Genomic DNA, 23,976 nt, shown 5'->3' on the forward strand with positions numbered 1-23,976 from the left:
TAATCCTCTATATTACGAATATATGGTTAAAATCGATTGATAAAGTTGTTGCTCTTATATGGTTCGGGTAATTCACGGATGGCCTCCTGGGCGGCCTTGACCGTGGCAAACTGGCCAACGCCAACCCGGTAATACGTTCTTCCGTTAACATCCGCCTCATTGATCCTGGTGCGAAAGCCCTCGTCGACTAATATCTGTTTTTTTTCTTCAGCCAATTCCATTGTGCGCAGAGAATGAACCACGATGGTATAAAAGCCATTGGTCAAATCCCGGCTCGGTTCACCATACAGTCCATAGGTTTCTGTATTAACGGATGAGGCAGGGCTCAGATTGTCCTGTGTTTCCTGCAGGCCGGCCTGCTCAGCGGGCGATGCGTTATCTTCTTCCGCCGCACCGATATTCGGCGTTACCTCGCTTTGCTGGGTTCCACTTTGCTGTTGCTCGACCGGCGGATTACTGCCAGGCGATGGACTGCCGCCCCCGGTCTCAGCCGATCCAAACAAGCCCAAATCATAAGCTAGCCATCCGACCACTGCTAAAGTAAGAATTACTACTATAATTACAACAGCTTTACCCAGAGGATCTTTATTCAAAGATTTTTCGCCGGGTCCCGTCTGCTCTTCCTCTTTGACCTCGTCTACCGGTACAGCCTCCGGTTCCGCAGGCTCATCCCCTCTATCTTCAGCCGGAGAGGCCGCATCTTCAGGCTGCGCCACCGGAGGCGCGGGCGGAGGCTCCTGTTCCTGTTTTTGTAACACGCCAACTTCCTCCCTGTCCTGTTGCTCTTCCGGGGATTCAGCTTCAGATAGAGGTTCATACTCCTCCCTGGGAGGATCCGCTACCGGGATATCATCACCGTCGGGCTCCTTGAACGCACCAATGAGCTCTATGGGCCTCATCCCGGCATATTTGTTGTTGATCTCCATCGACAAGATATCGGATGGTTCAAACTCCAGGTGGTCCCCGACCGTTGTGAACCTCCCGAATCCTTCGATGTCAAAGCTATCCCTGCCGGATCCCGTCTGCTGAATCTGATCAATCAGCTTCACAAAATGCAGGTGCACCTGATCGCGATCCATTCCGGTCCGCTGTGCAAGCAAGGTTATCAATTGTTCTCTGTCAACCGTAGTCATGACTGGCGCTAATTTTCAGGCTTGAAACTGATGGTATCCCTGGGGGGCATCATTACGACGCGACCGTTGTCGTACTGTTTCTGGTATTGCTTTTTGTGCTCCACCCGAAATGACCCAATCCCTTCAATCTTCACCTTGTTTTTGCGGGCTATTTGCTCACGAACTACCTCCACAAATGCTTGCAAAAAATCCTGATCCATCGTGCTAATGAACTATAATTTAAAAGTAACTCCACCATAAATTTGCATGGGACGCTCCACATACCCTTCCCATTTCTGATATTCCTGGTCCAGCAGGTTAACGACTTTTGCATATACCCCGATATTGTCTGTTATCAGCAGATCAAGCTGTCCGCCCAGCAGCAGGTAGTCGTTGAGGTTCTGCCCTTGGTCGTTCTTGCGGAGTCCCCGGTAATCCGCCCAGCCTTCAATAGTAGCCCGATCAAACAACCGCAGGCCAAAGCCTGAATTCAGTCCCAGCTTTTCAGAAAAGGGGACACGTCCGCCGTCTTTCAGCTCCGGAAGCTGAGCATAGGCTTTTCCATGGAGCCAAAACTTTTCGGGTACAACCTGGTGTGAGGCCCCTGCATAAATACGCACCCTTGTGGCATCAGCATAGCGTACCCGGTAAAAAAGGAGCTCATCGGGCTGTGATGAGAGGGCATTGCGTTCAAAAACCGGCTGGTTGGAAATATCCTCATACCGGATTCCACCGGACAGCGAGCCTACTTCGGAGTACTTCAGTTCCAGCTCGCCGGCTCCATACATGCGGTAGGTATGACGAAAATCATTGCCGGAACTCAGAAAACGATTCGTGGAGTGCAGGTCTTCCGCCGTCTGCACATAGGGCTTGGCTCCTATCTCACCGGTAAGAATGGCGCCCTCAAAAATAGGCAGTTCGATGGTTGCTGTCGGTCCAAAATACACCTTCTCCTCAAAAGCATTGGAGCCGTAGTAGACGCTGGCATCCACCGTCAAATTCATCTCGTAGTTGAACAGCCGCTGGTATTCCACCCCGGCCTGACCCGTCATCCACTGGTCGGCAGTGATGCTGTTATTATAATCGCCCAGCGTTCCTCCCAGCTTTGCCGTAATCATCTCCTGGGGATGTGCTCCGGCCCAGCGTTTCGATAAAGAAGCATTATAGACTCCTTCGTCGGTCATCCCGGCAAGATCACCCGCATAAACCCGTGCTTCGTAATAGCGCATATTGGCCTGGACATTCCATCCGGCCACACCATTTTTAAGCCGCTGAAGATCAGCACCGAGATTAAAGCCTCCATATTCCTTGCGCGGGCTGTCGGGAATCGACAGCGCCGTTGATTCGATCCCATAAAGGTGGTTGAAACTGTTTTCAAGCCCCAGATCGAAACCCAGGCGCGTATCATCATCCAGCTTGGTGGCAAACTCGGCATCTGCATTCAGAAACCGAAAGCTGCTCTTCTGATTGTCCAGGTGCCCCTCGGAGGAAGAGAGATCCAGATCGCCGCCGATATAACTTTTCTCATTCAGCCGTGTTACCCCCCAGAAAGTGGCTTCAGGACTCACGTAGCTTCCTGCCCCCAGACGTCCAAACGCATTAATATCCGGTGAATAATGAAGCTGGGTGTAGGCCGGCGGATCGGGCCGCGTCAGCTCACTGATCGGAAGGTCGGCCACCACTTCCTCGCGGCTTTCAATGTACGGCATCCGGTCGGGGTCTACGCTGTATGTACGCGAGGCCGGTTCAAAGCCAAGGATGGGCTGCCGCCGAAGCCCCGGGAAACGTGCCTTGAATTCACTTCGGATTTCAATATCCTGCGGATCAATTTCAGGGAGCATGGCATCATCATCTCCACCCTGCCGGTCCTGGGCAGCGGACGGTAAGGCCGCAATGGCTAAGATAATTGATAAGAAAGTAACGGTTGAGATTCGTTTCATGGGTTTCTGTATAATTACGATAAAGACTCAATGCCAATGAAAATGAATTTTAATGTACTAATTTTTTTGGAACGAATAATGCCCAATTGCCTCCCTTTATACCTGCTTTGGGCTCTTCTGTTTCATACGAATGCGCAAAACAGAAGCTAAAAACATCACACCACCGGTTTTCCGGCCTTCGTTGAACGCAACTTGTCAATAAATAATACCACGGGCGTAATACTGGCGACAAAAATTACCATGCTGGCATGTGTAATGGTGGCATAGGCAATGCCTGTCACTGCCGGCACTGCAAATAATACCAAAAGAGACTGTTTTACAAAATAATGATACGTCCCCAATCCGCCGGGAGAAGGAATAGCAATTCCGATTGCTGAAATCACCGTAATCACCAGGGCATCCAGCATATCCAGGCTGTAGACCTCCTGCATATCAAACATCCAAAAAGGAATATACGTCATAAGAGTATAACAAAACCATATGAGAACCGTGTAGAGTACAAAAAGCCACCACCGCTGCACTTTCCGGGCGGAAAGAAGCCCGTCTTTAAACATCTTCAGCCCCTTCCTAGCGCGGTCAATCCAGTGTTGAAGCAGGGCAAACTTTGTGCCCAGATACAGAATCGCGCGGACCAACAGATAGCCCACAAAAGCGACAAGCCCTAAAAACAGGATACTCCATCCATAGGTCAGTAAACTGGATTCATTGGTTAGAAAGTTGATCGTTTCTTCGCCGAATATCTGTTTCAGCAGTGCAAGGTCGGCAATCAGGTAAACCGAAACAACCCCCATGAGGAATACCATAACCAGAACATCTACAATACGTTCCAGCACGATGGTGCCGATAAGCTTGGACGTACTCAGCCCCTCCTTCTTGGCCACATACATCGGCCGGGATACCTCCCCCAGGCGGGGGCCCACAATGTTCATCAGATAACCGACCAGCACGCCGGAAATCAGCGTGGAACTCTCAAGCTCTTCCTTGTCGTGTTCAATCAGCAGCCTCCAGCGTTCTGCGCGGAATACATGGCTCGAAAAAGCGGCTATTCCAAAAGGCAGGATCCACCCAAACTGAATATTCTGTGCGTATCTCCATACTTCTTGCAGACGGACGTTGCGAAAGGCCAGCCACAGGAATACAGCTCCCAGGACAAGAGCCAGACTAATTTTCAAAAACCGTTTGAATATCATGGGTTAAGCCGAATTCTGCACTCCTTTTAATAGATTCAATAGCATAGACTAGTTTCTCATGTCAATGATTTCGGCTCCCTCCGGGTAGTCGAGAAGAAACAGTTCTTGTTCTGCGGCAACAAATTTTCCGTTGCTAAATTGCGTCGTAATAATATTATCAACCGGGTCTACCGCACGAATTTTCACCGGGATCAGCTGCTTGGAGAGAAAGATTTCCACCTCCTTGTAGATGGCAAACGGATCATCGGAGGTAAGTCGGACATAGAACTGATTATCCCGCTCTTCCTCTGCCTGCACCGTAAAGGTGGAATCAATGCCATTTAAAATGCGAGAGGGCGCAAAATCATCCTCTGCCGGCTCATACTTGCTGATGATCACGCGGTTGCGATTGTTATCATAGACCATCGAGGTTTCACCATCAACCACCACCGACTGGTGTTCCGACCGCACCTTGTACCGCTCTTGTCCTACCCAGATCCATCCATTACTCGAAACGGTGTCTTCGGTATAGGAGTCAACAGACTGGTGGGTGAAATCTCCCGAAAAAATCTGTCCGGCCTCAAATTTTTCCTTCAGACGGGTAAACGGACTGTCCTGTGCCAAAAGCTGGTTCAGGCTCCCCCATACCAGGATCACACCAGTCAGATACAGGGTCTTTCTAACGATTGAATTCGTCCAGTTCATCTAATAATTGCTCTAATTCATCTTCATCTTCGACCAGCACATCGCGCGCCGTGCTTCCCTGGTAGGGTCCCACGATACCGGCATTAAACAACTGATCGATAATACGGCCAGCCCGGTTATAGCCAATTTTCAGCTTGCGCTGCAGCAATGAAACCGATCCCTGCTGGTGCAGTACAATAATTTTGGCGGCCGCTTCAAACAGCTCGTCAATATCTTCCAGTGGATCGGGTATATCGCCACTCGCTGATTCTTCTTGGATAACTGGTAGTTCGTACTTTTTATTATACCCGCGCTGTTTTCCGATAAAACCAGTAATTTCTTCCACTTCCTCCGTAGAGACAAAGGCATTCTGGATGCGTGTCATCCCTCCGCCGTTCGTAAACAGCATATCTCCGCGTCCAATAAGCTGGTCGGCCCCGCCCGTGTCAAGGATCGTTCGCGAGTCCACTTTGGAGGCCACCTGGTAGGCGATGCGCGCGGGAAAGTTGGCCTTGATGGTCCCTGTTATGACATTGACTGAGGGACGCTGGGTAGCCACCACCAGATGGAGTCCTACGGCACGGGCCAGCTGTGCCAGCCGTGCTATGGGCTCTTCAATCTGCTTGCCCGCCGTCATCATCAGATCGGCCAGCTCATCAATAAGCACAACAATATAGGGGAGGTGCCGGTGGCCTTCCTCCTCGTCGAGCTCTCCGTTGTCAAACTTTTCGTTATAAGCCCGGATATCCCGCACCATGGCATCCTTTAGCAGGTCATAACGCTCATCCATCTCCTTGGTCAGGCTCTCCAGCGTTTCCTGGGCCTTTGAGGTATCGGTAATGATGGGGTCTTCCGTTCCCGGGATGGTAGCCAGGAAGTGATCCTCGATTTTCTGGTAGAGGGAGAGTTCAATTTTCTTGGGATCAATCATGACAAACTTCAGATTGTCCGGGTGACACTTATACAGCAGGCAGGTAATAATGGTATTGATACCCACTGTCTTACCAGAACCTGTGGCCCCGGCAATCAGCAAATGAGGCATGCGGGTAAGGTCCACCATAAACACCTCATTCTCGATGGTCTTTCCAAAAGCCAGCGGCAGTTCGTAATCGCTTTCAACAAATTTCTTTGTATTGATCACGGACTTGATATAGACGATTTCACGCTTACCATTGGGCACTTCAATACCCACGGCCGAGCGTCCCGGGATGGGGGCCATGATACGCAGTCCCTTGGCGGCGGTAGCCATTTTCAGATCGTTGGCATAGCTTTCTATTTTGCTGATCTTTACATCCGGAGCAGGATCGAGTTCATAGAGCGTTACCGTGGGTCCTACAATAGCGTTGATACTGCGGATTTCAATCTTGTGACGCTTCAGCTTATCGAGAATGATGCGCTTGTTCTCCTTGATCTCATTGAGATCCACTTCATTACCCTCATTGGGCGGGGAGTCCAGAAGTTTTACCGTCGGGAACTTATACTTCACTTTAGGCACTTCTCTGGCCTTGTCTTTGTTTTGACGGTCGAGTTCACGGGCACCCGCCTCTTCATCCCCCTCCCCCACATATACGGAAATGTCTACGTCATCCTCCTCGCCGGCAACCTGCTTCTTTTCCACCTCGGCGCGGGGTCGCTGATCCAGCGACTGCACCTCTTCCTGCTGCTGGCGCATACGCTCGCGGTCCTGCTGCTGGGATCGTTCGACAATTTCATCGATGGACTGGGATTGCGGTTCCCCCGCCGGTGGGGAGACCGGCCTGTCGGAGGACGGGCTGCCCGGCTTGCTTTGCCGGCGCATCTGCTGTTCAGCCTGCTGGCGCTGCTGTACCCTGGCCTGCTGGGCGGCCGCCTCTTCTTGTTTTTGCTGGCGCTGCTGCTCCTTCTGTGCTTTGCGCTCCTCCTGCCAGCCGCTAACCGCATCCCGGGCATCGGCAAACCACCCTTTGACAGTGTCGACCGTCGTCTGTAGGTCCCGGTCCATAAAGGCAAGCACGGTGGTCACCAGGAGAACCCCGAGAATAATAATCGATCCGATTCCGGTGATGTTCTGAAGTACCCGGGCCGTAGCGATGCCGGCTGAGCCATTCCAAACCGAAGAATACCAGTCATATTCATTGTTAAACCACCCCAGGATGGTTGAAAAAAGCACCATGCTCCAGATGCCGTAGACGGTTGGCCACAAGAGCTGATTAACCTGCCGGTCCCGGAAAATAAACCATCCATACAACAGAATGATGGCGGGGATAAAGAGGCTCATATAACCAAAAAGCCTGTAGACAAAAAAATGGGCGAGATAGGCTCCGACGACGCCAAGTCCGTTTTGAATGCGGAGAGCGGGACCACGGTCGACACTCAGCAGATTGTCTGCCGAAAGTGATTGGATAAGATTGTAGTCCGAGGCGTGATAACTTAGTATACTCAACCCGATAAGGCCACCGAGGGCCATTACCAGAATACCCACAATCTCCATTTTCCGGGATTCACTGAGACCTCCCAGAAGTGCGCCTGAACTATTCTTCTTTGCCATAGAAATCCGAAATAATTCCTTCCTTCATTACCGGCAGCACGTGCATCCTATTAAGCTGACAGCAATAGGAGATATCCTCTTCACTGACAATATCTTTCAGCCGAACCGCGTAGTTCGATGTTTTGACTGCCTGTTCTATATCATCACCAAATTTCTCAAAAAGACCAAAAGCTACTTTGGCACCGTCCTGTACATTTTCAGGTAAATTTCCTCCCGTAAGTTCGTAAATAATATTTCCAGCACAAAGTAAATCCTCAAGCGCCAAACGGCCTTTCCAGCCTGCACAGACCAGCCCGATATCAGTCTCCACTGCCTGGAGATGATCAAGCAATGCTTCCAGATTGAGAAAAGAACCGATGACAATTTCTTCTGCCAGCCCGGCCCGCTTGATCGCCTTGGTTCCATTGGTGGTATTAAGAATAATCGTTTTCTTCTCCACCTTCTCCCTGCTGTAATCCAGGGGCGAGTTACCCAGGTCGTAGCCTTCAATTTTAACGCCGTCCTTTTCACCGCTCAGCAGGTAGTGCGAGGAATCAAGGTTCTGGGAAATCTTGCTGGCATCGCCCATATCGGCGACGGGAATCACCCCTTTCGCCCCATTGTAGAGTGCTGTTATCATGGTGGAACTGGCACGAAGCACGTCGACCACAACCGCCGTTTTGCCTCTCAGGTCTTCTTCCTGGAAAGACTGTGATGATATAAAAACGTCAATTTTACTATCCATTAATTTGTAGCTCATTAATCAGTTGATACTCAGTATGTTTACCTATTTCTTTACAAAGGGAGGCTTCTTGACAATAGCCCTGGACTTCTTGTTACGGACCTCTACAAACACAGCGCTGCCTTCTTCGCTGTACGGCTCCTTCACATAGCCCATGCCGATATTTTCATTCAGGGTAATGGAACGTGTTCCGCTGGTGACAAATCCAATCTCCTGATCTTCGCTGTCATACAGTGTGTACCCCTTTCGAGGGATAGAACGCCTGTCTTCCACGACAAAGCCGACCAGCCTTCGTTCCAGGCCTTCTTCCCTGGCTCTGATCAGAGCCTCCCTGCCAATAAAGTCATCCTTGTCCAGCCTGGTCAACCAGCCCATGCCCGCTTCCAGCGGATGGGTATCCTCCGTGATATCATTGCCATAGAGGGCATATCCCATCTCCAGGCGCAGGGTATCGCGGGCACCGAGCCCACAGGGCTCAATGCCAAATTCCGAACCCGCATCCATAATCGCTTCCCACACAGCAGCCGGGTTTACCCTGTTCTTGTTGAAATAAAGTTCAAACCCCTTCTCCCCGGTATAACCGGTAGCCGAAAAGGTGATATCGTCAAAGCCGGCCAGCTGCCCCATATTAAAGGTATAGAAACTGACAGAAGAAAGATCCGTCTCCGTCAGTTTCTGCAACGTCTCCACGGACCGGGGCCCCTGGACAGCCAGCAAACAGGTGTCCTCCGAAAGATCGGCAAGTTCGGCATCAAAGGAATTGTGCTTTGCGATCCAGTTGAAATCCTTTTCAATATTGGAGGCGTTGACTACCAGGATATATTCATCCTCCGCCAGCATATACACCAGCAGGTCGTCCACCATCCCCCCGTCTTCATAACACATAGCCGAATACTGAGCCTTTCCCGGCTGAAGACGGGCAACATCGTTTATAGTCATTTTCTGGACCAGCTCAAATGCCTGGCTTCCACTCACATAAAATTCTCCCATGTGAGAAACGTCAAATATTCCCACATTTTCACGCACCGCCTTGTGCTCTTTTCGGATACTCTCGTACTGCACGGGCATATCAAAGCCGCCAAAATCAATCAGCTTTGCTCCCGCCTTTTTATGTAATTCATAGAATGGTGTTCGTTTCAACATGGGAGTTTCACTCGCTTTTAGGCGTTCGGGAAGAATTTTGAAGCCTGCTGCTGCAGATCTGTCTGCTCATAATTGTGCAGTGCCTGCTTCTCACCGGTCACAGGGCCGTCAAAACCATAAATACCGGGATAAAAATTTCGCATCCTCTTGCGGTTTTATGATTCAGCTTTTGACTATTTATAATTTCGGTTGCACAAAATACGTATTTCTGAATAGAATGAAGAATGAATTCTTTAGGTAATGACGTTTAGCATCTGAATTTAAATCCTTATCTTAAGAGACTAAATTTCCTGAGCCCAAAATTACTACCCTTTTATGCCTATCAACAAGCAGCAGGTTCGTACGGCCCTTACCCATGTTATCCATCCCCAGATGGAAAAAGACCTGGTCACCCTCGATATGATAGAGGACCTTGTCGTGCAGGACAGTTTCATCACATTTACCATCGATCTTCCCGAAAAAGATACTAAACTGGAAACCCTCCTCAAGGAAAAATGCGAAAAGGCCATCCGTAAATATGTGGCTGAAGACGCCGTTCTCGATATTACCACGGCCGTCAATATTTCAAAATTCCGCAACAAGGAAAACAGCGGCGACTTTCCCGGTCAGGGACATCGCAGCCAAAAGAAGCAGCAAGATGAAGAGGAGCTGCTCAGCGGCGTTAAGAATGTGATTGCCGTTGCTTCGGGCAAGGGGGGCGTCGGCAAATCAACTGTTGCTGTAAATCTCGCCTGTGGACTGGCCCGAACCGGGGCAAAGGTGGGGCTACTGGATACGGATATTTATGGTCCCAGCATTCCCACCATGATGGATACCCATAAACGTCCCAATATAACCACTCAAAAAAAGCTGGTACCCCTGAAAAAATACGGGGTGCGCTTCCTCTCCATGGGCCTGCTTGTTGATCCCGACCAGGCGATGATCTGGCGCGGACCGATGGTGACCAGTGCCGTCAAACAGTTTATGGAGGAAGTGGAATGGGGAGAACTGGACTACCTGGTGCTTGACCTGCCGCCGGGAACCGGTGATATTCAGCTGACGCTGGTTCAGACCGTGCCACTGACGGGTGCTGTTATTGTATCCACCCCCCAAACCGTTGCCCTTGATGATGCGCGTAAAGGGGTAGCCATGTTCAAGAAAGTGAACGTACCCGTCCTGGGTATGGTTGAAAACATGGCCTATTTTATACCGGAGGATATGCCCGACAAGAAATACCATATCTTTGGCAAACACGGCGCACGCAAGCTTGCTGAACGCATGGGCACGAACTTTCTGGGTGAAATTCCACTGGAACAGGCGGTGCGTGAAAGCGGGGATGCCGGCAAGCCTATCGTGCTGCAGGAAGACCTGAAGTCAAAGTCGGCACAGGCTTTTGTGGAGCTCTCCAACAATGTAATGCAGCAGCTGTCCATCCGTAATCAGGAGCAGGCTCCCACCGAGAAAATTGACATCAAGATTAAACCGTAGAACTGCTGACCCGGGAAATGAGGAGCCCGGCGGCCTCGAGCCGTAAATGTGGCTGCTCTGCATGATGCTTTTTATGAGCGCTGACTCAACCCCAGCATAAACTGCCAGATAGTGAGCGCCGCCAGTCGGGCCGTCTGGCCATCCCGGTCGTACTCCGGATTTAGTTCAGATATGTCAAAAGAGGTAACCTGCTTGTTACGGCCAGCCAGATAAGCCGCCGTCAGCCACAGATCCGGAAGTAATCCGTTGGTACAGGGTGCACTTACGCCAGGAGCACAGGACTGATCTACCGCGTCCATGTCGAAGGTGGCCATCAGGCGATCACTTTCGTGACTGTGGAACAAACCAGATATGGAGGTAATATTGGTCTCATCCCTGAAAAGATAATGCCCCCTGTGGCGATCGATAAATGCCAGGTGAGATGCCGCAACTGCGTGGGGTTGAAGGCCGGCCACCAGGTACGTTTCAGCGCATTGGCTGCCATGCTCCAGGGCCTGGCGAAAGGTAGATCCGGAATGCGACCGGCCCTCCTTAAGCGGCCGCACATCCGTGTGGGCATCGACATTCAATATTGAGGTTGCAAATCCATTTTCCGCATAACCGAGAAAATGGCCATAGGCTGTTTCGTGCCCGCCCCCCATGATGATGGGAATTATGCCCTGCTCCAGGTAACGCGCAATGACAGTCCCCAATGTTAGCTGGTCGGCCTGCAAATCACCGGAGACGGGAACGTCTCCGACATCATTTGTATGCTCAAGCAATTTAATAAACCGGTCGCTGTCCTCGGCATCGGGGGTCATGGCATAGAGCTGCCGCCGAATCTGCCCGGGGGCCGCCGAGGCACCGGCTCTTCCATCATTGCGTTTTACGCCTTCGTCGGAGGGAAAGCCTACAAGCACTACGCCGGGCTTACCCTCATCCGGCTCACTTCGCAGCCACCTTGCCAGCCGCGGATCATCGGGAGCCGTTTCGGGAATATCTGTAGATGGTTGCATCAGGTCAGTCACTTCTTTCTCATTTTTTATTTAAGGATGTAATGACAGCACCTTAGTGTCCCTGGGGAGACGGCTCTTCGACCTTGTTGAAATACTCCTGCTGTATTATCCGGGTAGTATGATCATTTTTAACATCTCCGAGGGCTTTAACCAGCGACTTGACCCGATAGTCAAACATAAGCTTTCCGAGTTCGGCCGTTGCGACCTCTGCCTTTCCGGCATAGTGCAGGGGGAAACGGGCGTACCACCAGATGCCGGTATAAAGGGATTCAGGCAAATCCAGACGGTCCTGGTCCGCACCGGATTCACGGGTGGCTTCATCCAGTTTTACCAGGTCGGGTCTCAAATGCAGCAGCAGGGACGTCTCCCCTTCGCCCGCATGCATATCCCGGGAAGGATCGGATTTCCTCAGGGCATTAACCTTTTCAGTTTGTTCGGGACTTCTCTCAGTGCTGTAAAGATAGGTCACATAGTTTTTGTCCTCCTCCAGCTGCGACTGTACAAAATATGGCAGCAAGTAGTTGTTGCCCCCATGCCCGTTGACCAAAACAATTTTATTGAAGCCGTTTCGAGCGATCTCATCCACCGTTTCTTTCAACAACTCCCAAAGAAGATCAGATGACAACGAGAAGGTCCCCCCGAGATGTTTGGCTTCATGAACCTGCCCAAAATAAAAAGGCGGAAAAACCACCGCATACTCCCGGCCCGCCGCCTCCAGGGCCAGGCGGCGGGCTACAATCAGATCCGACCCCATGGGTGCGTGGGGGCCGTGCTTCTCAAGTATGCCAAGTGGCAGGATACAGGTTGAATCAGAGGCCGAAAGCGCCCGTTCCCAGTCCGAGGCGGTTAATTCCTCCCACTGGGGCGTTAATTGCTGGGCTGATACTCCTGCCGGCAGCAGGATAAACAAAAGTACGATACCACTATTCCAGAAACTGCTTTTCATTGATTTTTTATCATAAATAAGATTAACTGTAAAGTGATCAGATAGCATAACACTATTTACATGTGGTTGCAAATAGCACCATTCCCTGCATTTCCCGAAAAAATTTTTGCATTTTACAAAATGCCCCTTAACTTTTGATCGAACGAAGGCAAAATATCAATTACTGATCGAAATGCAGTTCTTCTGCTCTCTTTACATGTGTTGTATGATGGATATGGCTTGTATGCCTACATACCCGAATACTGCCTGTAAGAGAGCAAGAGTCCCATGATTTTTTAAAGACTTTTTCCCGCAAGGAAATGAAAAGCCCGCTCATCTTTACAGGTGAGCGGGCTTTTTTATTTCATAACATTTCGCACAGCATCCACCAAAAAACAGGATTTTAATCACTCAACAATAAAACACAGACAACAACTAACAATGGATACAAAATTTGCATACTGGGTACCCAATGTAAGCGGCGGGCTGGTTATTACCGACTGGCCCATGAAAACAGATTGGACCTATGAATACAACAAGGAACTGGCACAGACAGCTGAACAGGTCGGTTTTGATTACGCCCTGGCCCAGGCACGATTTTTTGGCAGCTATGGGGCAGAAAAACAGCTTGAGGCACTCAGCGTAGCCAATGCTCTTGCAGCCAACACTGAAAAGCTACGGCTAATCGGGGCGGTGCATCCCGGCCAGTGGAAACCGGGCCCCATTGCCAATTTTGTGGCAACAGCCGACCGTATCAGCAACGGACGCTTTCACCTCAATGTCGTAAGCGGATGGTTCAAGGATGAATTTACCCGTTTTGGAGAACCCTGGCTCGCCCACGACGAACGCTATGATCGAAGCGAGGAATTTATCAAGGTCCTGAAAGGCCTGTGGAACGAAAAACGTTTTTCCTTCGACGGACGGTTTTATCAGATTAATGAAGCTCCCTGCGAACCCAAACCCATCACACCCCCCGACATCTTTCAGGGGGGAAATTCTCCACGCGCACTCAAAATGGCAGCCCGGGTATCAGACTGGCTCTTCCTGAACGGGGGAAGTCTGGAAAAAATAAAGAGCCAGATTGATCAAGTGCGTCAGTATGCCGAAGAATTTGGCACCGAACCCCCGAAAATTGGTGTCAACTCTTTTGTGATTGCCCGCGATACCGAGGCCGAAGCCAAACGCGAGCTGGAAAACATAATCGAACACGCAACCCAGGAAGCGGTGGAAGGATTCAAGGAACAAGTAAAACAGGCCGGCCAATCCGCGCCTGAAGGCGAAGGCATGTGGGCCGATTCGGATTTCAATGATCTTGTCCAGTATAATGACGGGTTCAAAACAGGCCTCATTGGCACCAAGGAGCAGATTGTCGAACGCATTCGTCAACTCGACGCCATTGGTGTAGACCTGATCCTGTCAGGTTTTCTCCACTTCACGGATGAACTCCCCCAGTTTGGAAAGGAGATCATTCCGGCCGTCAGGAAGGCAGAACCCCTCTCATCGGAAGTGGTTACCGCTTAACTACCACTAGCCCTGGTATCTGGAATACCTCATTCTTATTCGGCCTCTAGCTGCCGGATAAGATGGGGCATTCCGATTCCTGAACTCAATATAATGATCACTTAAATTTTTCCACTATCATGAGCAGCCTTCTTGGAATTGCAGGCAGTCTTTCAAATCCATCCAAAACGCGCACAGCCGTAGAAACAGCCTTGCAGGCTGCAGCTGACGCCTTTGACGTGGAGACGAACCTCCTTCACCTGGCAGACTATGATCTTGCCACCGCAGACGGACGGAAGCTGGATCAGTATACCGGTGATACAGCCCGGGCACTCGACCTGATTATCAACAGCGATGCCTTCATCATTGGCACACCGGTTTACAGGGGAAGTTATTCGGGCATCCTAAAAAATCTATTCGACTTGATTCCCCGGGGCCAATGGCAATCGAAACACGCCCCCCTCGAAAACCGGCCGGTAGGACTGATTGCTACCGGGGCCACCGATCATCACTATCTCTCGATCAGCCAGGAGCTGGGTCCCATCGCTTCTTTTTTCGGTTCCTACCAGGTGGGCGACGGCGTGTATGTAAACGCTTCCCAGTTTAAAGATCATGAGCTGAAAGACGAGGAAATTATCGGCCGACTGGAAGTGTTGGGCAAAGCAACAATTGAACTTTCACGATCCATTGACCAAAGTACCTTTTTATCCTCGCTCGGACCCCAATTTTAACGTATTCACCTATAGCAACATCCCAGATCACTATGAATGTTTCCAAGCAAGACAACGCTGAATCACTCAAAGAAGCAATGCGGCAGCTGCCGTTCCCGGTGGCCATTGCGACCGCTGCCATCGGCAAGGAAAAAAGAGGAATTACCATTGGCTCCTTTACCAGCCTCTCCCTCTCCCCGCCGCTTATCTCTTTTAATATTGACCACGAAGCTCAAATTCACCCCCTCATAAGCCGGGCCACCCACTACGCCGTTCACCTTCCGCAGCCGGAGCAGTCGTCCCTGTGCGATCACTTTGCCATTTCCGGTCAAACCAGCGAAGAGCAGTTTGAGGACGTCGACTATTTCCGGAGTTCCTACGGCAGCCCTATTCTAAGGGCCATCCCCACGATCATCCAGTGCCGTTCCTACGAAAAAGTCAAAGCCGGGGATCACACCATCATGATCGGTGAAGTTGTCGAAGTGGAGCAGCGGAACAGCAGACCCAGCGTGCTGTATTACGACCGCTCCTACCGGTCCATCGGCCCATCGGTGCCCGATAAAAAACCCAAAGTCAAGCGGGCCGGATGAAACGATCTGACCTGCAGGCCGCTGACCGGCCCACAGCGACGGCGGTAAATCCGCCCCCGGTGAAGAAAAATCAATGCTCGGAATGCAGGGCCACCCGGTTGCCCTCGGAATCTTTTATGATGGCCATATACCCGTAGTCATCCGTAATTTGCGTTTTAGTCTGAATAACTGATCCTCCATTCGGCTCCACTTTGTCCAGAACCGTCTGCAGGTCCGGATTGGCATTCATATACAGAAGGCAACCGTCCGTACTGGGTGTATAAGCTTCCTCCTGCTCACAAAGTGCTCCGCTGATTCCTCCCTCTTCTACCGGAAACATGCTCATTTTCAAATCACTGCCCGTATCCATGTCAACCATTTCAATATCAAGGATCGACTCATAAAACTTCCTGGCCCGGCTTAAATCGCGGGCAGGTATCTCAAACCAGGTAATGGCGGCTTTCATCTTTTTGATCGTTTTGGATGTCATGACAATCCCTCCCTTTTTTACTTTTTTTATTTGGTCCGTTTGAAGAATGAAGAGCTATTCCCTTTCATCCATGCTCACAAGGTATCAATCTCGACAGTCGGCAATACCTTTTAGGATCAAGCTAATAAAAAACAGTCAGATAGGCTATAAAAAATCCACTCATTTGCGTGGCAGCCATGCCTGGTTTTTGCAGGCGGTCACCAAGCATTTTTTGAAAGCACATTTAATGCAGGATCTCACCACTGCATATGGTCATATCGCACTGGTCAGGCCGGAAATGATAGATCCAGAAGTCGGGGTCCGGGGCATCGACGACTGCAAAATCAGCAATCTTGCCCTTTTCAATGGATCCCAGGCTGTCATCCCGCCGAAGCGCTTTGGCAGCACAGATCGTTGCCCCCTTTAATGCTTCCGCAGGCGTCAGCTGTCCCCGGTTGCAGGCCAGCATCATCGCCAGCGGGAGATCATAGCTGGGGGCCGAACCGGGATTAAAATCTGTCGCTACAGCAACATCTATACCGCGATCTGCCAGTTTACGACCGTTCAGGGGCCGCACCTGTGTATACAGGGAAGCCAGGGGCAGCATCACGGCCACGACACCGGCCCGCGCCATAGCCTCAACGCCCGCGCCGGATATTTTTTCCAGGTGATCGGCACTGGCAGCCCCAAGCTCGGCGGCCAGTTCAGCCCCGCGCCCCGGGCTAAGCTGATCGGCATGCAGCTTGGGGACAAGTCCGGCGCCTTTTGCTGCTGTAAGGATCTGCCGAGACTCCCCGATCGTGAATGCAGATTCCTCGGTAAACACGTCGCAGAAATCTGCAAGATCCGCATTCGCCACAGCAGGTATCATCTCTCGAATGACGAGATCAACATACTGCCCCCTTTTCCCCTCATACTCCGGAGGAATGGTGTGTGCCCCCAGAAAGGTGGACACTATGTGCAGCGGCTGCTCCTCAGCCAGGCGCCTGTAGACACGCAATATCTTCAACTCCTCCTCCAGTGACAGCCCGTATCCGCTTTTGCACTCCACCGTGGTTATGCCCAGCGCAGCCATGGCCTCCAGAAAACGGGATGCTTTCTCAAACAGTTCCTGCTCGGTTGCCTTGCGTGTGGCTCGCACGGTTGATAAAATACCGCCGCCGGACTGCGCTATTTCAAGGTACTTTTTCCCCTGCAAGCGCAGAACAAACTCATCCGGCCGCCATCCCCCGAAGACCAAGTGCGTATGACAATCCACCAGGCCGGGAATCACCATCCTGCCACCGGCATCCAGCGTTTCAGTCCCGGTGTATCGGGACGGCAGCTCAGCTTCGGGCCCGACCCATTCGATAGTATCCTTCTGCCATACGATAGCGGCTTCCCTGACGGGATGAATATCCTGCTGTTTCCCTTCATCCCTGCAGGTTGCCAGATAACCGATATTTTTAAGGACGGGCATCGTTACACCAGCCGGGCTAATTCCTGTTCCACCTTTGCCACCACGCTTCTCTCCTGCAGCAACTCCACCGCCCTGTTGATATCATCTTTGAAGTAGTGGTCGGTTGTGGCATAGGGGATGGCATCACGAATAAATCGATGGGCAATCTCCACGCCCCTGCCCGGACGAAGCGGTTTGCGAAAATCGAGTGCCTGAGCTGCTGTAAAAAGTTCAATGGCAAGCACCTGCTCCACATTTTCATAGACTTCCAGGAGCTTCAAAGCACCAATGCTTCCCATGCTTACATGGTCTTCCTGGCCAAGGCTGGTGGGAATAGAATCCACCGACGAGGGATGGCACAAGACCTTGTTTTCTGAAACCAGGGCCGCCGCCGTATACTGCGGAATCATAAAACCGGAATTTATACCTGTTTCTTCCATCAGCAGTTCAGGCAGGCCATCATGACCTTCAAGCAGCAGATAGGTTCTTCGCTCGGAGATGCTGGCAAACTCGGCCAGGGCTATTTTGGCATGGTCCAAAGCCAGGGCCAGCGGCTGCCCGTGAAAATTACCTCCGCTGATGATATCCCCGTTTTCAAAGACCAGGGGATTATCCGTCACAGCGTTGAGTTCGGTTTCAACCACCTTGCAGCAATACCGCAGGCCATCACGACTCGCCCCGTGCACCTGGGGCACACAGCGCAGACAATAGGGATCCTGAACTTTACCGCAGTGGCGATGCGACTCCAGGATCTCACTCTCCACCAGCAGCTGACGGATATTCCGGGCAACCTGCTGTGAGCCAGCGTGGGGGCGAATCCGGTAAAGACGCTCATCAAATGGTTTTATGCTGCCCTGCAGGGCCTCCAGGCTCATAGCGGCAACAAGGTCCGCAGCCTTCATCAAATTCAGCGACTTTTCAAGCACGTAGGCTCCATACGCACTCATGAGCTGCGTGCCGTTAATAAGCGATAACCCATCCTTGGGCTGCAGGTCGAGGGCTTCAATACCATGCTCACTCAACACCTTTTCAGCGGGCATAACCTCCGTTCCCTCTTCATTCCAGAAACTTCCGTAACCAATCAGTGGAAGAGCCATATGCGCCAGCGGAGCCAAATCGCCCGATGCTCCTACACTTCCCTTTTCAGGGACGGCCGGGATCAGATCATGCTTCCAGAAATAAACCAACCGCTTAAACGTCTTTTGAGAAATACCGGAATACCCCAGCCCCAGGGCGTGAATTTTGAGCGCCAGCATTAGCCTGGAAAGTTCCCTGGGCACAAGATCACCCACCCCCACGGAATGGGACAAAATCAAATTCCGCTGCAGCTGCTTGAGCTGTTCTTTGCCCACCCGCTTGTTGGCCAGGGCTCCAAAGCCGGTATTTATCCCATAGAGAGGCTCATCCGACTGCAGGGCTTCGTCAACAACGGAGCGGGATTTTACAATCGAAGCCTGGTCATGCTCAAGCTTTGCAATACTCTTCTCAAGATCGTCATACAAATGCGGAATCCGGATATGTACCATATTAAAATCTATTGTGGTTTAGCAGCCCGGACCGCATCCCCTTTGCAGGATGCGGTCCCCCCGCCCACCGGCAAGGACGCAGCCCGCCGTTTTTGGGTCCTCTTCCTTTGCCGTTCACATAAATCATAGTAAATTTAATTACCCGGATTATCAATATTAGTGCAGGAGTATATGCTATGAATACAGCCAATATACTTGAACAGGGACGACAGGCATTCCGGCATCAGTCATGGGGTGAGGCTTATACACGACTTTCATCTGCAAAGCGTGAAATACAACTTGAAGCCAAAGATCTCGAACTGCTTGCCAGGGCAGCATATTTAACCGGGAGGATTCCGGAATGCATTGACATCTGGACAGGAGCCCATCACCGGTTTATCAAACAGGGCGATACGAGACGAGCCGCCGCTTGCGCTTTCTGGGTGGGCATGGTGCTGTTTAACCAGGGCGAGCGCGCCCAGGGAGGCGGCTGGATGGCCCGGGCCCGGCGATTGATTGCAGAGAAGTATGAGCAGGATTGTGCAGAGGCCGGATTCCTGATGATTCCCGAAGCACTGCACCATCTCCGCAAGGGGCAGGCAGAAAGCGCCCACAAGCTCTTCTCCCGGGCTGCTGATATCGGCAAAAACTGTGACAACCGGGATCTCCTGATACTCGGCAGGCTTGGCCGGGGACAAGCGCTGATCCAGCAGAATGAAATTGCCAGGGGGACAACCCTTTTCGATGAGATCATGGTGGGGGTCGTCTCTGATGAAGTCTCCCCAATGGTGGCGGGCATTGTATACTGCGCCGTAATTGAAAGCTGTCAAAAGATCTACGATTTGCCGCGTGCCCATGAATGGACCAAAGCCCTGGGCCGATGGTGTGATTCCCAGCCAGACTTAATACCTTATCGCGGGGAATGCCTGGTACGGCGTGCCGAAATCATGCAGCTGCATGGCGAATGGAGGGAGGCGATGAGGGAAACAGAACAAGCCTGTGACCTGTTTCAGACATACGGCTCCCCTGCCTCCGGGGAGGCCTTCTACCGGCAGGCCGAGCTTTTCCGTCTGCAGGGAAATTTTAATAAAGCCGAGGACAAGTATCGAGAGGCCAGTAAATGGGGACGAAAACCCCAGCCCGGACTGGCACTCCTGCGGCTGGGCCAGGGAGAGATTGGCAGAGCCCAAAAGGCCATCCGCCGGGTGGAAGAGGAAAAACAGGACTGGATTGATCGTTCAGCCATACTTCCTGCCTATGTCCGTATCATGATTGCGGCCGATGAGATTAGGATGGCACAAACCGCTGCACGGGAACTTTCAGAAATTGCCTCCAAACTGCACGCTCCATTTCTGGAGGCTGTCGCCGACCGCGCCCTTGGAAGCGTTCTCCTTGCTGATAACAAGCCGTCCGACGCGCTCCACAAACTGCATCATGCCGGGTCTGTACTGAAAGAAATGGAGGCTCTTTACGAATCGGCACAGACCCGCCTGCTCATCGGACTGGCCTGTCGCAAACTGGGCGATATGGATACTGCAGAGATAGAACTTGACGCCGCACGATGGATGTTTCAGCAGCTCGGTGCAACACCCGATGCAAGCAGGATAGACGCCCTCCTGGCGGAATCCTCCCCCGGCAAAAGACACGGACTGACCCCGCGCGAGCTGGAGGTGCTGCGGTATGTTGCCACCGGCAAGACAAATAAGACGATCGCCGGTGATCTGTTTATCAGTGAGCGGACGGTTGACAGGCACGTAAGCAATATTCTGGCAAAGCTGAATCTACCCTCACGTGCTGCCGCAACGGCCTATGCCTATGAACACGATCTAATCTGACCGATCTGTCATCCATAGCTCAGGCGGATATCCCTGTCCCCACTTCGTTCAATACTCTCTTCCACGGAAGCGCCCCCCTGACAGCCTTTCCGCCCGGTCACAAAAAATGACCCAATGGGTAATTTTACCCATATCCGCCGCAGGCTCAAATTGGGTATTCTCTCCGATTCGCAAATGCTGACGCCGGTTTATATTACTGCTGGATATCAAATCACCTGCCAAAAATTATAAAGGGACACCCATGAAAGCATACACTGTATCAGATCACCGCGAGGACCGGGAAAAACAGGATGACAACCGCTTGCACCTTATCGACGGCATTCCTGCCACAGAGCGCCGGATTAACCTTGCCGGCATAGACACGGCAGTACTCGAAGGAGGGGATGGTCCGCCGGTGATCCTGCTTCATGGGCCGGGAGAGACCTCCTTGTGGTGGATGCGTGTCATTACCAGGCTGGTGAAAACGCACCGGCTTATCGTCCCGGATCTTCCGGGTCATGGGGCATCCATGGTATCCGCAGACAGACTGAGACCGGAAGTTATCAATGCCTGGCTCAGTGAACTCATAACACGGACCAGCTCATCCCGGCCCGTGCTTGCAGGACATCTGCTCGGTGGTGCGATGGCGGCCCGTTTTGCCATAAAACAGGGAAACTGCCTTGACAGGCTGGTACTTGTGAATTCCTTTGGCCTGGGAACCTTCCGGCCCGCACCGGGTTTTGTGCTCAGGCTGATTCACTTCCTTATTCGCCCAACCCGGAAGACCTATCGTCGTTTTCTTCCACAGTGTGTATATGATGTGGATGAGTTGCGCAAGCAGATGGGGTCATACTGGAAGCCCTTTTTGGCGTACAACCTGGAATGTGCACAAAATCCTAACCAGAAAGCGGCCTTGCGAACCTTGATGCGTCAGCTGGGTATTCCCCGAATACCCCCTGAAGCTCTTGAGAAAATTGAGCCTCCCGTTGCACTGATTTGGGGACGACACGACCGGGCCAATAGACTGGAGATTGCCAAAACAGCAAGTGAGCGCTACGGGTGGCCGCTTCATATCATTGAGAACGCCCGGGATGATCCCAAATTAGAGCAGCCCGAGGTATTTGTACAAACGCTTCACACTATTATGAATGCTTAAGAGAAAAAAATGACAAGCCTGGATAAGAGTAACCCGAATATAAATGAACAGTATTACAATGAACCCCTGGGCCGGAGCGCACCGGAAAACTACGAGCGCTATTTTGTTCCCGTCATTGCCCAACCCCTGGCAGAAGATCTTGTTCGCATGGCGATGATTCAACCCCGTGAACATGTGCTGGATGTTGCCTGTGGCACCGGTATCGTGGCTCGACTCGCATCGCAGGAGGTTAATAAAAGAGGAGCTGTCTGTGCCCTTGACATTAACCCCGGCATGCTGGCAGTTGCCAGAACGATTCCCCTGCCGGGTCAGCCGATTGCATGGAGCGAAGCAAGTGCTGAGGATATCCCGTTTCCGGATGAGACCTTTGACGTCGCATTCTGCCAACTGAGCCTTCAGTTCATGGAGAACAAGTCCGCGGCACTTAACGAGATTAGACGGACCCTGGTGCCCGGCGGACGTTTTTACCTGAATGTCCCAGGACCAGCCGGCGGTTTATTCAACATATTCATCGAAGAACTGGCACAGCACGTCAGTCCTGAGGCGGCGGGATTTGCCAGCCGGGTGTTTTCCCTGCACAGTACCAGCGACCTCCAGCAGCTTATGGAAGGGACAGGCTATCACAGAATAGATATCCGGGCCGATACCAACGTATTTTCGTTACCTTCACCGAAGGAATTTCTCTGGCAGTATATTCAAAGCACTCCGCTGGTAGGGATGGTTACCGGGACCGGCAATAAAACACAGCAAGCGCTGGAACGGTCGATCACCGCCAGGTGGCAAAGGTTTGAACAAGATGGGGAAGGGATGGCCTACAAACAGCGGATCATAACCCTGAGTGCCCGAAAAAAGAAGGATTGACCATGAAACCGGCATCTGTGCTGTAATTCACCCTGGCGGGTTAGGGCGATGCTCAGTCCTCTATTTTAATATATAAATCATGAGGGCTTTCCGGACGATCTCTCGTATAGCCGTAGTCTATTTTGAAATCCCCGGCATCAACCTCCTGCTGCTCGGCCCAGTCATACATCGCACCAAAAGTTTGTGCAATGTCCGTTATGTCTCCTTCATGATGTTCATAAATATAAGTCTGGGAAGGGATGGTCACCTTTTCCATGTCATCCGGCAGGTGCGGATCCCCTTCGACTTCAACCCCGATGAATTGCCGGTACCTGCCATCAGCCACATCCAGTGACAAATCCATCATTACATCATTTTTCCTTCCTGCTATCTCCGTCAGCCGTTCTTTGAATAGCTTCCAGGCCGTCGGCATTTTTTCATGCAGTTGCTGCCAGGTGGCCGTTACCGGTAGCCCGACGACGGTGAATGATTTTTTCTCAACAATGGTCATAAGTGGTATATTGGAATTACTGGATGTAGACACATTTCAATATTACACAAGAAATCAAAAAAAGTGGATATTTCATATTTTCACTTCCGGTAATCGCAAACCAGCGAATCATTGCCATGCCCCCGAATTCTTGCATTCTTTGCAGCAGTACTGCCATTCAGCTTTTTTACAGCGACCTCTCCGAACACTATGCTTCAGACTATTACCAATGTCAGCGATGCAGGCTGATTTTTGCCCCTCCCAGGGACCGTCCCGCCCAAGAGGAAGAAAAAGCCCGCTACGATACTCATGAAAATGACCCTGAAGACGAAGGGTACCGTACTTTCTTAAGCCAGCTGTTTAATCCGCTCAATGATCTCCTTGAACCTGCAAGTAAGGGCCTTGATTTCGGTTCGGGCCCCGGGCCCACCCTCCACCTCATGTTTGAGGAAGCGGGACACCGCATGCGCATTTACGATTCTTTCTATGAGGATGACCCTTCGGTCTTCGGGGAAAGGTACGACTTTATCACGGCTACCGAAGTCGTCGAGCATCTCTTTCATCCCCGCCGGGAATTCGACCGTCTGTGGAAGTGCCTGCGTCCCGGTGGTCATTTGGGCATTATGACAAAAATAGCCCGCGATGATACCGGGCATTTTGCCAACTGGCATTATCGGCTGGACATAACGCATGTCACCTTCTACACGAAGAACACCTTCCGCTGGATGGCGGATCATTGGAAGGCCTCCGTCCGGTTTCCCGACGACCGGATTATCATCTTTCAAAAGCCGGAATAACGAGA

Annotated in this window: 23 protein-coding genes; 8 read left to right on the forward strand and 15 right to left on the reverse strand. The window is 51.5% G+C overall.

The features are described 5' to 3' along the window. Positions 1-26: 26 nt before the first annotated feature. The 9 genes from FN808_RS01320 to FN808_RS19320 form a co-directional block, all read right to left on the reverse strand. Complete coding sequence (locus FN808_RS01320; protein WP_142712730.1) at positions 27-1,133, reverse strand: SPOR domain-containing protein; 1,107 nt, start codon at positions 1,131-1,133, stop codon at positions 27-29. A gap of 8 nt (positions 1,134-1,141) precedes the next feature. After that, on the reverse strand, positions 1,142-1,333 hold the full coding sequence (locus FN808_RS01325; protein WP_142712731.1) for an HU family DNA-binding protein: 192 nt from the start codon (positions 1,331-1,333) through the stop codon (positions 1,142-1,144). Positions 1,334-1,345: 12 nt separating this feature from the next. Further along, on the reverse strand, positions 1,346-3,052 hold the full coding sequence (locus FN808_RS01330) for a hypothetical protein (RefSeq protein WP_142712732.1): 1,707 nt from the start codon (positions 3,050-3,052) through the stop codon (positions 1,346-1,348). 155 nt (positions 3,053-3,207) lie between these two features. Beyond that, entirely contained in the window at positions 3,208-4,224 is a 1,017-nt protein-coding gene (locus tag FN808_RS01335; RefSeq protein ID WP_185958187.1) for a lysylphosphatidylglycerol synthase transmembrane domain-containing protein, read from the reverse strand. A gap of 66 nt (positions 4,225-4,290) precedes the next feature. Continuing rightward, positions 4,291-4,926, reverse strand: coding sequence for a LolA family protein (locus FN808_RS01340; RefSeq protein ID WP_142712734.1), 636 nt, complete (start codon positions 4,924-4,926; stop codon positions 4,291-4,293). After that, positions 4,901-7,432 (reverse strand): DNA translocase FtsK, encoded by a 2,532-nt coding sequence (locus FN808_RS01345; protein ID WP_142712735.1) that lies wholly within the window; start codon positions 7,430-7,432, stop codon positions 4,901-4,903. Before FN808_RS01345 ends, FN808_RS01340 begins: the two co-directional genes overlap by 26 nt. Then, positions 7,416-8,156, reverse strand: coding sequence for a 2-phosphosulfolactate phosphatase (locus FN808_RS01350; protein WP_142712736.1), 741 nt, complete (start codon positions 8,154-8,156; stop codon positions 7,416-7,418). The genes FN808_RS01345 and FN808_RS01350 overlap by 17 nt, the downstream gene beginning before the upstream one ends. Positions 8,157-8,198: 42 nt before the next feature. Continuing rightward, positions 8,199-9,296, reverse strand: coding sequence for a glycine cleavage system aminomethyltransferase GcvT (gcvT, locus tag FN808_RS01355; protein ID WP_142712737.1), 1,098 nt, complete (start codon positions 9,294-9,296; stop codon positions 8,199-8,201). Between the two features lie 17 nt (positions 9,297-9,313). Further along, entirely contained in the window at positions 9,314-9,439 is a 126-nt protein-coding gene (locus FN808_RS19320; protein WP_281280748.1) for a hypothetical protein, read from the reverse strand. Between the two features lie 172 nt (positions 9,440-9,611). On the opposite strand from FN808_RS19320, the gene FN808_RS01360 reads away from it, so the two are divergent. Beyond that, entirely contained in the window at positions 9,612-10,763 is a 1,152-nt protein-coding gene (locus FN808_RS01360) for an Mrp/NBP35 family ATP-binding protein (RefSeq protein ID WP_142712738.1), read from the forward strand. 71 nt (positions 10,764-10,834) lie between these two features. Here the strand turns inward: FN808_RS01360 and FN808_RS01365 are convergent, their stop codons facing one another. Together FN808_RS01365 and FN808_RS01370 are read right to left on the reverse strand one after the other, a co-directional pair. Further along, positions 10,835-11,758: a formimidoylglutamase gene (locus tag FN808_RS01365; RefSeq protein WP_142712739.1), complete on the reverse strand. Its 924-nt coding sequence runs from the start codon at positions 11,756-11,758 to the stop codon at positions 10,835-10,837. 52 nt (positions 11,759-11,810) lie between these two features. Next, entirely contained in the window at positions 11,811-12,704 is an 894-nt protein-coding gene (locus FN808_RS01370) for a creatininase family protein (RefSeq protein WP_142712740.1), read from the reverse strand. A 420-nt stretch (positions 12,705-13,124) separates the two neighbouring features. Here FN808_RS01370 and sfnG point away from each other — a divergent pair, with 420 nt between their 5' ends. The 3 genes from sfnG (at position 13,125) to FN808_RS01385 (ending at position 15,483) form a co-directional block, all read left to right on the forward strand. Then, positions 13,125-14,204 (forward strand): dimethylsulfone monooxygenase SfnG, encoded by a 1,080-nt coding sequence (gene sfnG, locus FN808_RS01375; RefSeq protein ID WP_142712741.1) that lies wholly within the window; start codon positions 13,125-13,127, stop codon positions 14,202-14,204. Positions 14,205-14,323: 119 nt separating this feature from the next. Next, positions 14,324-14,914: an NADPH-dependent FMN reductase gene (locus tag FN808_RS01380; protein ID WP_142712742.1), complete on the forward strand. Its 591-nt coding sequence runs from the start codon at positions 14,324-14,326 to the stop codon at positions 14,912-14,914. A gap of 32 nt (positions 14,915-14,946) precedes the next feature. After that, positions 14,947-15,483, forward strand: a complete 537-nt coding sequence (locus FN808_RS01385) for a flavin reductase family protein (protein WP_142712743.1) — start codon at positions 14,947-14,949, stop codon at positions 15,481-15,483. Positions 15,484-15,553: 70 nt separating this feature from the next. Here the strand turns inward: FN808_RS01385 and FN808_RS01390 are convergent, their stop codons facing one another. From FN808_RS01390 to hutH, 3 genes are all read right to left on the reverse strand, one after another. Then, positions 15,554-15,952 carry a VOC family protein gene (locus tag FN808_RS01390; RefSeq protein WP_246068255.1) on the reverse strand — a complete coding sequence of 133 codons (399 nt, stop codon included), beginning with the start codon at positions 15,950-15,952 and terminating at the stop codon, positions 15,554-15,556. 223 nt (positions 15,953-16,175) lie between these two features. After that, positions 16,176-17,390, reverse strand: a complete 1,215-nt coding sequence (gene hutI, locus FN808_RS01395; protein WP_142712744.1) for an imidazolonepropionase — start codon at positions 17,388-17,390, stop codon at positions 16,176-16,178. Positions 17,391-17,392: 2 nt separating this feature from the next. Continuing rightward, positions 17,393-18,895, reverse strand: a complete 1,503-nt coding sequence (gene hutH / locus FN808_RS01400) for a histidine ammonia-lyase (protein WP_142712745.1) — start codon at positions 18,893-18,895, stop codon at positions 17,393-17,395. Between the two features lie 176 nt (positions 18,896-19,071). Between hutH and FN808_RS19325 the strand changes: the two genes are divergently transcribed. The 3 genes from FN808_RS19325 to FN808_RS01415 all read left to right on the forward strand — a co-directional run bounded on the left by FN808_RS19325 (position 19,072) and on the right by FN808_RS01415 (position 22,705). After that, a complete protein-coding gene (locus FN808_RS19325) occupies positions 19,072-20,709 on the forward strand; it encodes a helix-turn-helix transcriptional regulator (protein ID WP_142712746.1) in 1,638 nt (545 codons plus the stop codon). A 241-nt stretch (positions 20,710-20,950) separates the two neighbouring features. Further along, positions 20,951-21,844: an alpha/beta fold hydrolase gene (locus tag FN808_RS01410; RefSeq protein WP_142712747.1), complete on the forward strand. Its 894-nt coding sequence runs from the start codon at positions 20,951-20,953 to the stop codon at positions 21,842-21,844. A 9-nt stretch (positions 21,845-21,853) separates the two neighbouring features. Further along, a complete protein-coding gene (locus FN808_RS01415) occupies positions 21,854-22,705 on the forward strand; it encodes a class I SAM-dependent methyltransferase (protein WP_142712748.1) in 852 nt (283 codons plus the stop codon). A gap of 52 nt (positions 22,706-22,757) precedes the next feature. Here the strand turns inward: FN808_RS01415 and FN808_RS01420 are convergent, their stop codons facing one another. Further along, complete coding sequence (locus FN808_RS01420) at positions 22,758-23,195, reverse strand: GyrI-like domain-containing protein (protein WP_142712749.1); 438 nt, start codon at positions 23,193-23,195, stop codon at positions 22,758-22,760. Between the two features lie 116 nt (positions 23,196-23,311). Here FN808_RS01420 and FN808_RS01425 point away from each other — a divergent pair, with 116 nt between their 5' ends. After that, positions 23,312-23,971 carry a class I SAM-dependent methyltransferase gene (locus FN808_RS01425; protein WP_142712750.1) on the forward strand — a complete coding sequence of 220 codons (660 nt, stop codon included), beginning with the start codon at positions 23,312-23,314 and terminating at the stop codon, positions 23,969-23,971. The last annotated feature ends 5 nt before the right edge of the window (positions 23,972-23,976 follow it).

Source organism: Fodinibius sediminis (genome assembly GCF_900182555.1).
Lineage (GTDB): Bacteria > Bacteroidota > Rhodothermia > Balneolales > Balneolaceae > Fodinibius > Fodinibius sediminis.

What these genes read in the sequence shown, in the direction of transcription:
- FN808_RS01350 (WP_142712736.1), bottom strand. Translation starts at nt 8,156, where the DNA reads ATGGATAGTAAAATTGACGTTTTTATATCATCACAGTCTTTCCAGGAA.
- FN808_RS01360 (WP_142712738.1), top strand. Translation starts at nt 9,612, where the DNA reads ATGCCTATCAACAAGCAGCAGGTTCGTACGGCCCTTACCCATGTTATC.
- FN808_RS01345 (WP_142712735.1), bottom strand. Translation starts at nt 7,432, where the DNA reads ATGGCAAAGAAGAATAGTTCAGGCGCACTTCTGGGAGGTCTCAGTGAA.
- FN808_RS01380 (WP_142712742.1), top strand. Translation starts at nt 14,324, where the DNA reads ATGAGCAGCCTTCTTGGAATTGCAGGCAGTCTTTCAAATCCATCCAAA.
- FN808_RS01390 (WP_246068255.1), bottom strand. Translation starts at nt 15,952, where the DNA reads ATGACATCCAAAACGATCAAAAAGATGAAAGCCGCCATTACCTGGTTT.
- FN808_RS01320 (WP_142712730.1), bottom strand. Translation starts at nt 1,133, where the DNA reads ATGACTACGGTTGACAGAGAACAATTGATAACCTTGCTTGCACAGCGG.
- FN808_RS01420 (WP_142712749.1), bottom strand. Translation starts at nt 23,195, where the DNA reads ATGACCATTGTTGAGAAAAAATCATTCACCGTCGTCGGGCTACCGGTA.
- hutI (WP_142712744.1), bottom strand. Translation starts at nt 17,390, where the DNA reads ATGCCCGTCCTTAAAAATATCGGTTATCTGGCAACCTGCAGGGATGAA.
- sfnG (WP_142712741.1), top strand. Translation starts at nt 13,125, where the DNA reads ATGGATACAAAATTTGCATACTGGGTACCCAATGTAAGCGGCGGGCTG.
- FN808_RS01370 (WP_142712740.1), bottom strand. Translation starts at nt 12,704, where the DNA reads ATGAAAAGCAGTTTCTGGAATAGTGGTATCGTACTTTTGTTTATCCTG.
- FN808_RS19325 (WP_142712746.1), top strand. Translation starts at nt 19,072, where the DNA reads ATGAATACAGCCAATATACTTGAACAGGGACGACAGGCATTCCGGCAT.
- hutH (WP_142712745.1), bottom strand. Translation starts at nt 18,895, where the DNA reads ATGGTACATATCCGGATTCCGCATTTGTATGACGATCTTGAGAAGAGT.
- FN808_RS01365 (WP_142712739.1), bottom strand. Translation starts at nt 11,758, where the DNA reads ATGCAACCATCTACAGATATTCCCGAAACGGCTCCCGATGATCCGCGG.
- FN808_RS01415 (WP_142712748.1), top strand. Translation starts at nt 21,854, where the DNA reads ATGACAAGCCTGGATAAGAGTAACCCGAATATAAATGAACAGTATTAC.
- FN808_RS01385 (WP_142712743.1), top strand. Translation starts at nt 14,947, where the DNA reads ATGAATGTTTCCAAGCAAGACAACGCTGAATCACTCAAAGAAGCAATG.
- FN808_RS01425 (WP_142712750.1), top strand. Translation starts at nt 23,312, where the DNA reads ATGCCCCCGAATTCTTGCATTCTTTGCAGCAGTACTGCCATTCAGCTT.
- FN808_RS19320 (WP_281280748.1), bottom strand. Translation starts at nt 9,439, where the DNA reads ATGCGAAATTTTTATCCCGGTATTTATGGTTTTGACGGCCCTGTGACC.
- FN808_RS01325 (WP_142712731.1), bottom strand. Translation starts at nt 1,333, where the DNA reads ATGGATCAGGATTTTTTGCAAGCATTTGTGGAGGTAGTTCGTGAGCAA.
- FN808_RS01330 (WP_142712732.1), bottom strand. Translation starts at nt 3,052, where the DNA reads ATGAAACGAATCTCAACCGTTACTTTCTTATCAATTATCTTAGCCATT.
- FN808_RS01340 (WP_142712734.1), bottom strand. Translation starts at nt 4,926, where the DNA reads ATGAACTGGACGAATTCAATCGTTAGAAAGACCCTGTATCTGACTGGT.
- FN808_RS01410 (WP_142712747.1), top strand. Translation starts at nt 20,951, where the DNA reads ATGAAAGCATACACTGTATCAGATCACCGCGAGGACCGGGAAAAACAG.
- gcvT (WP_142712737.1), bottom strand. Translation starts at nt 9,296, where the DNA reads ATGTTGAAACGAACACCATTCTATGAATTACATAAAAAGGCGGGAGCA.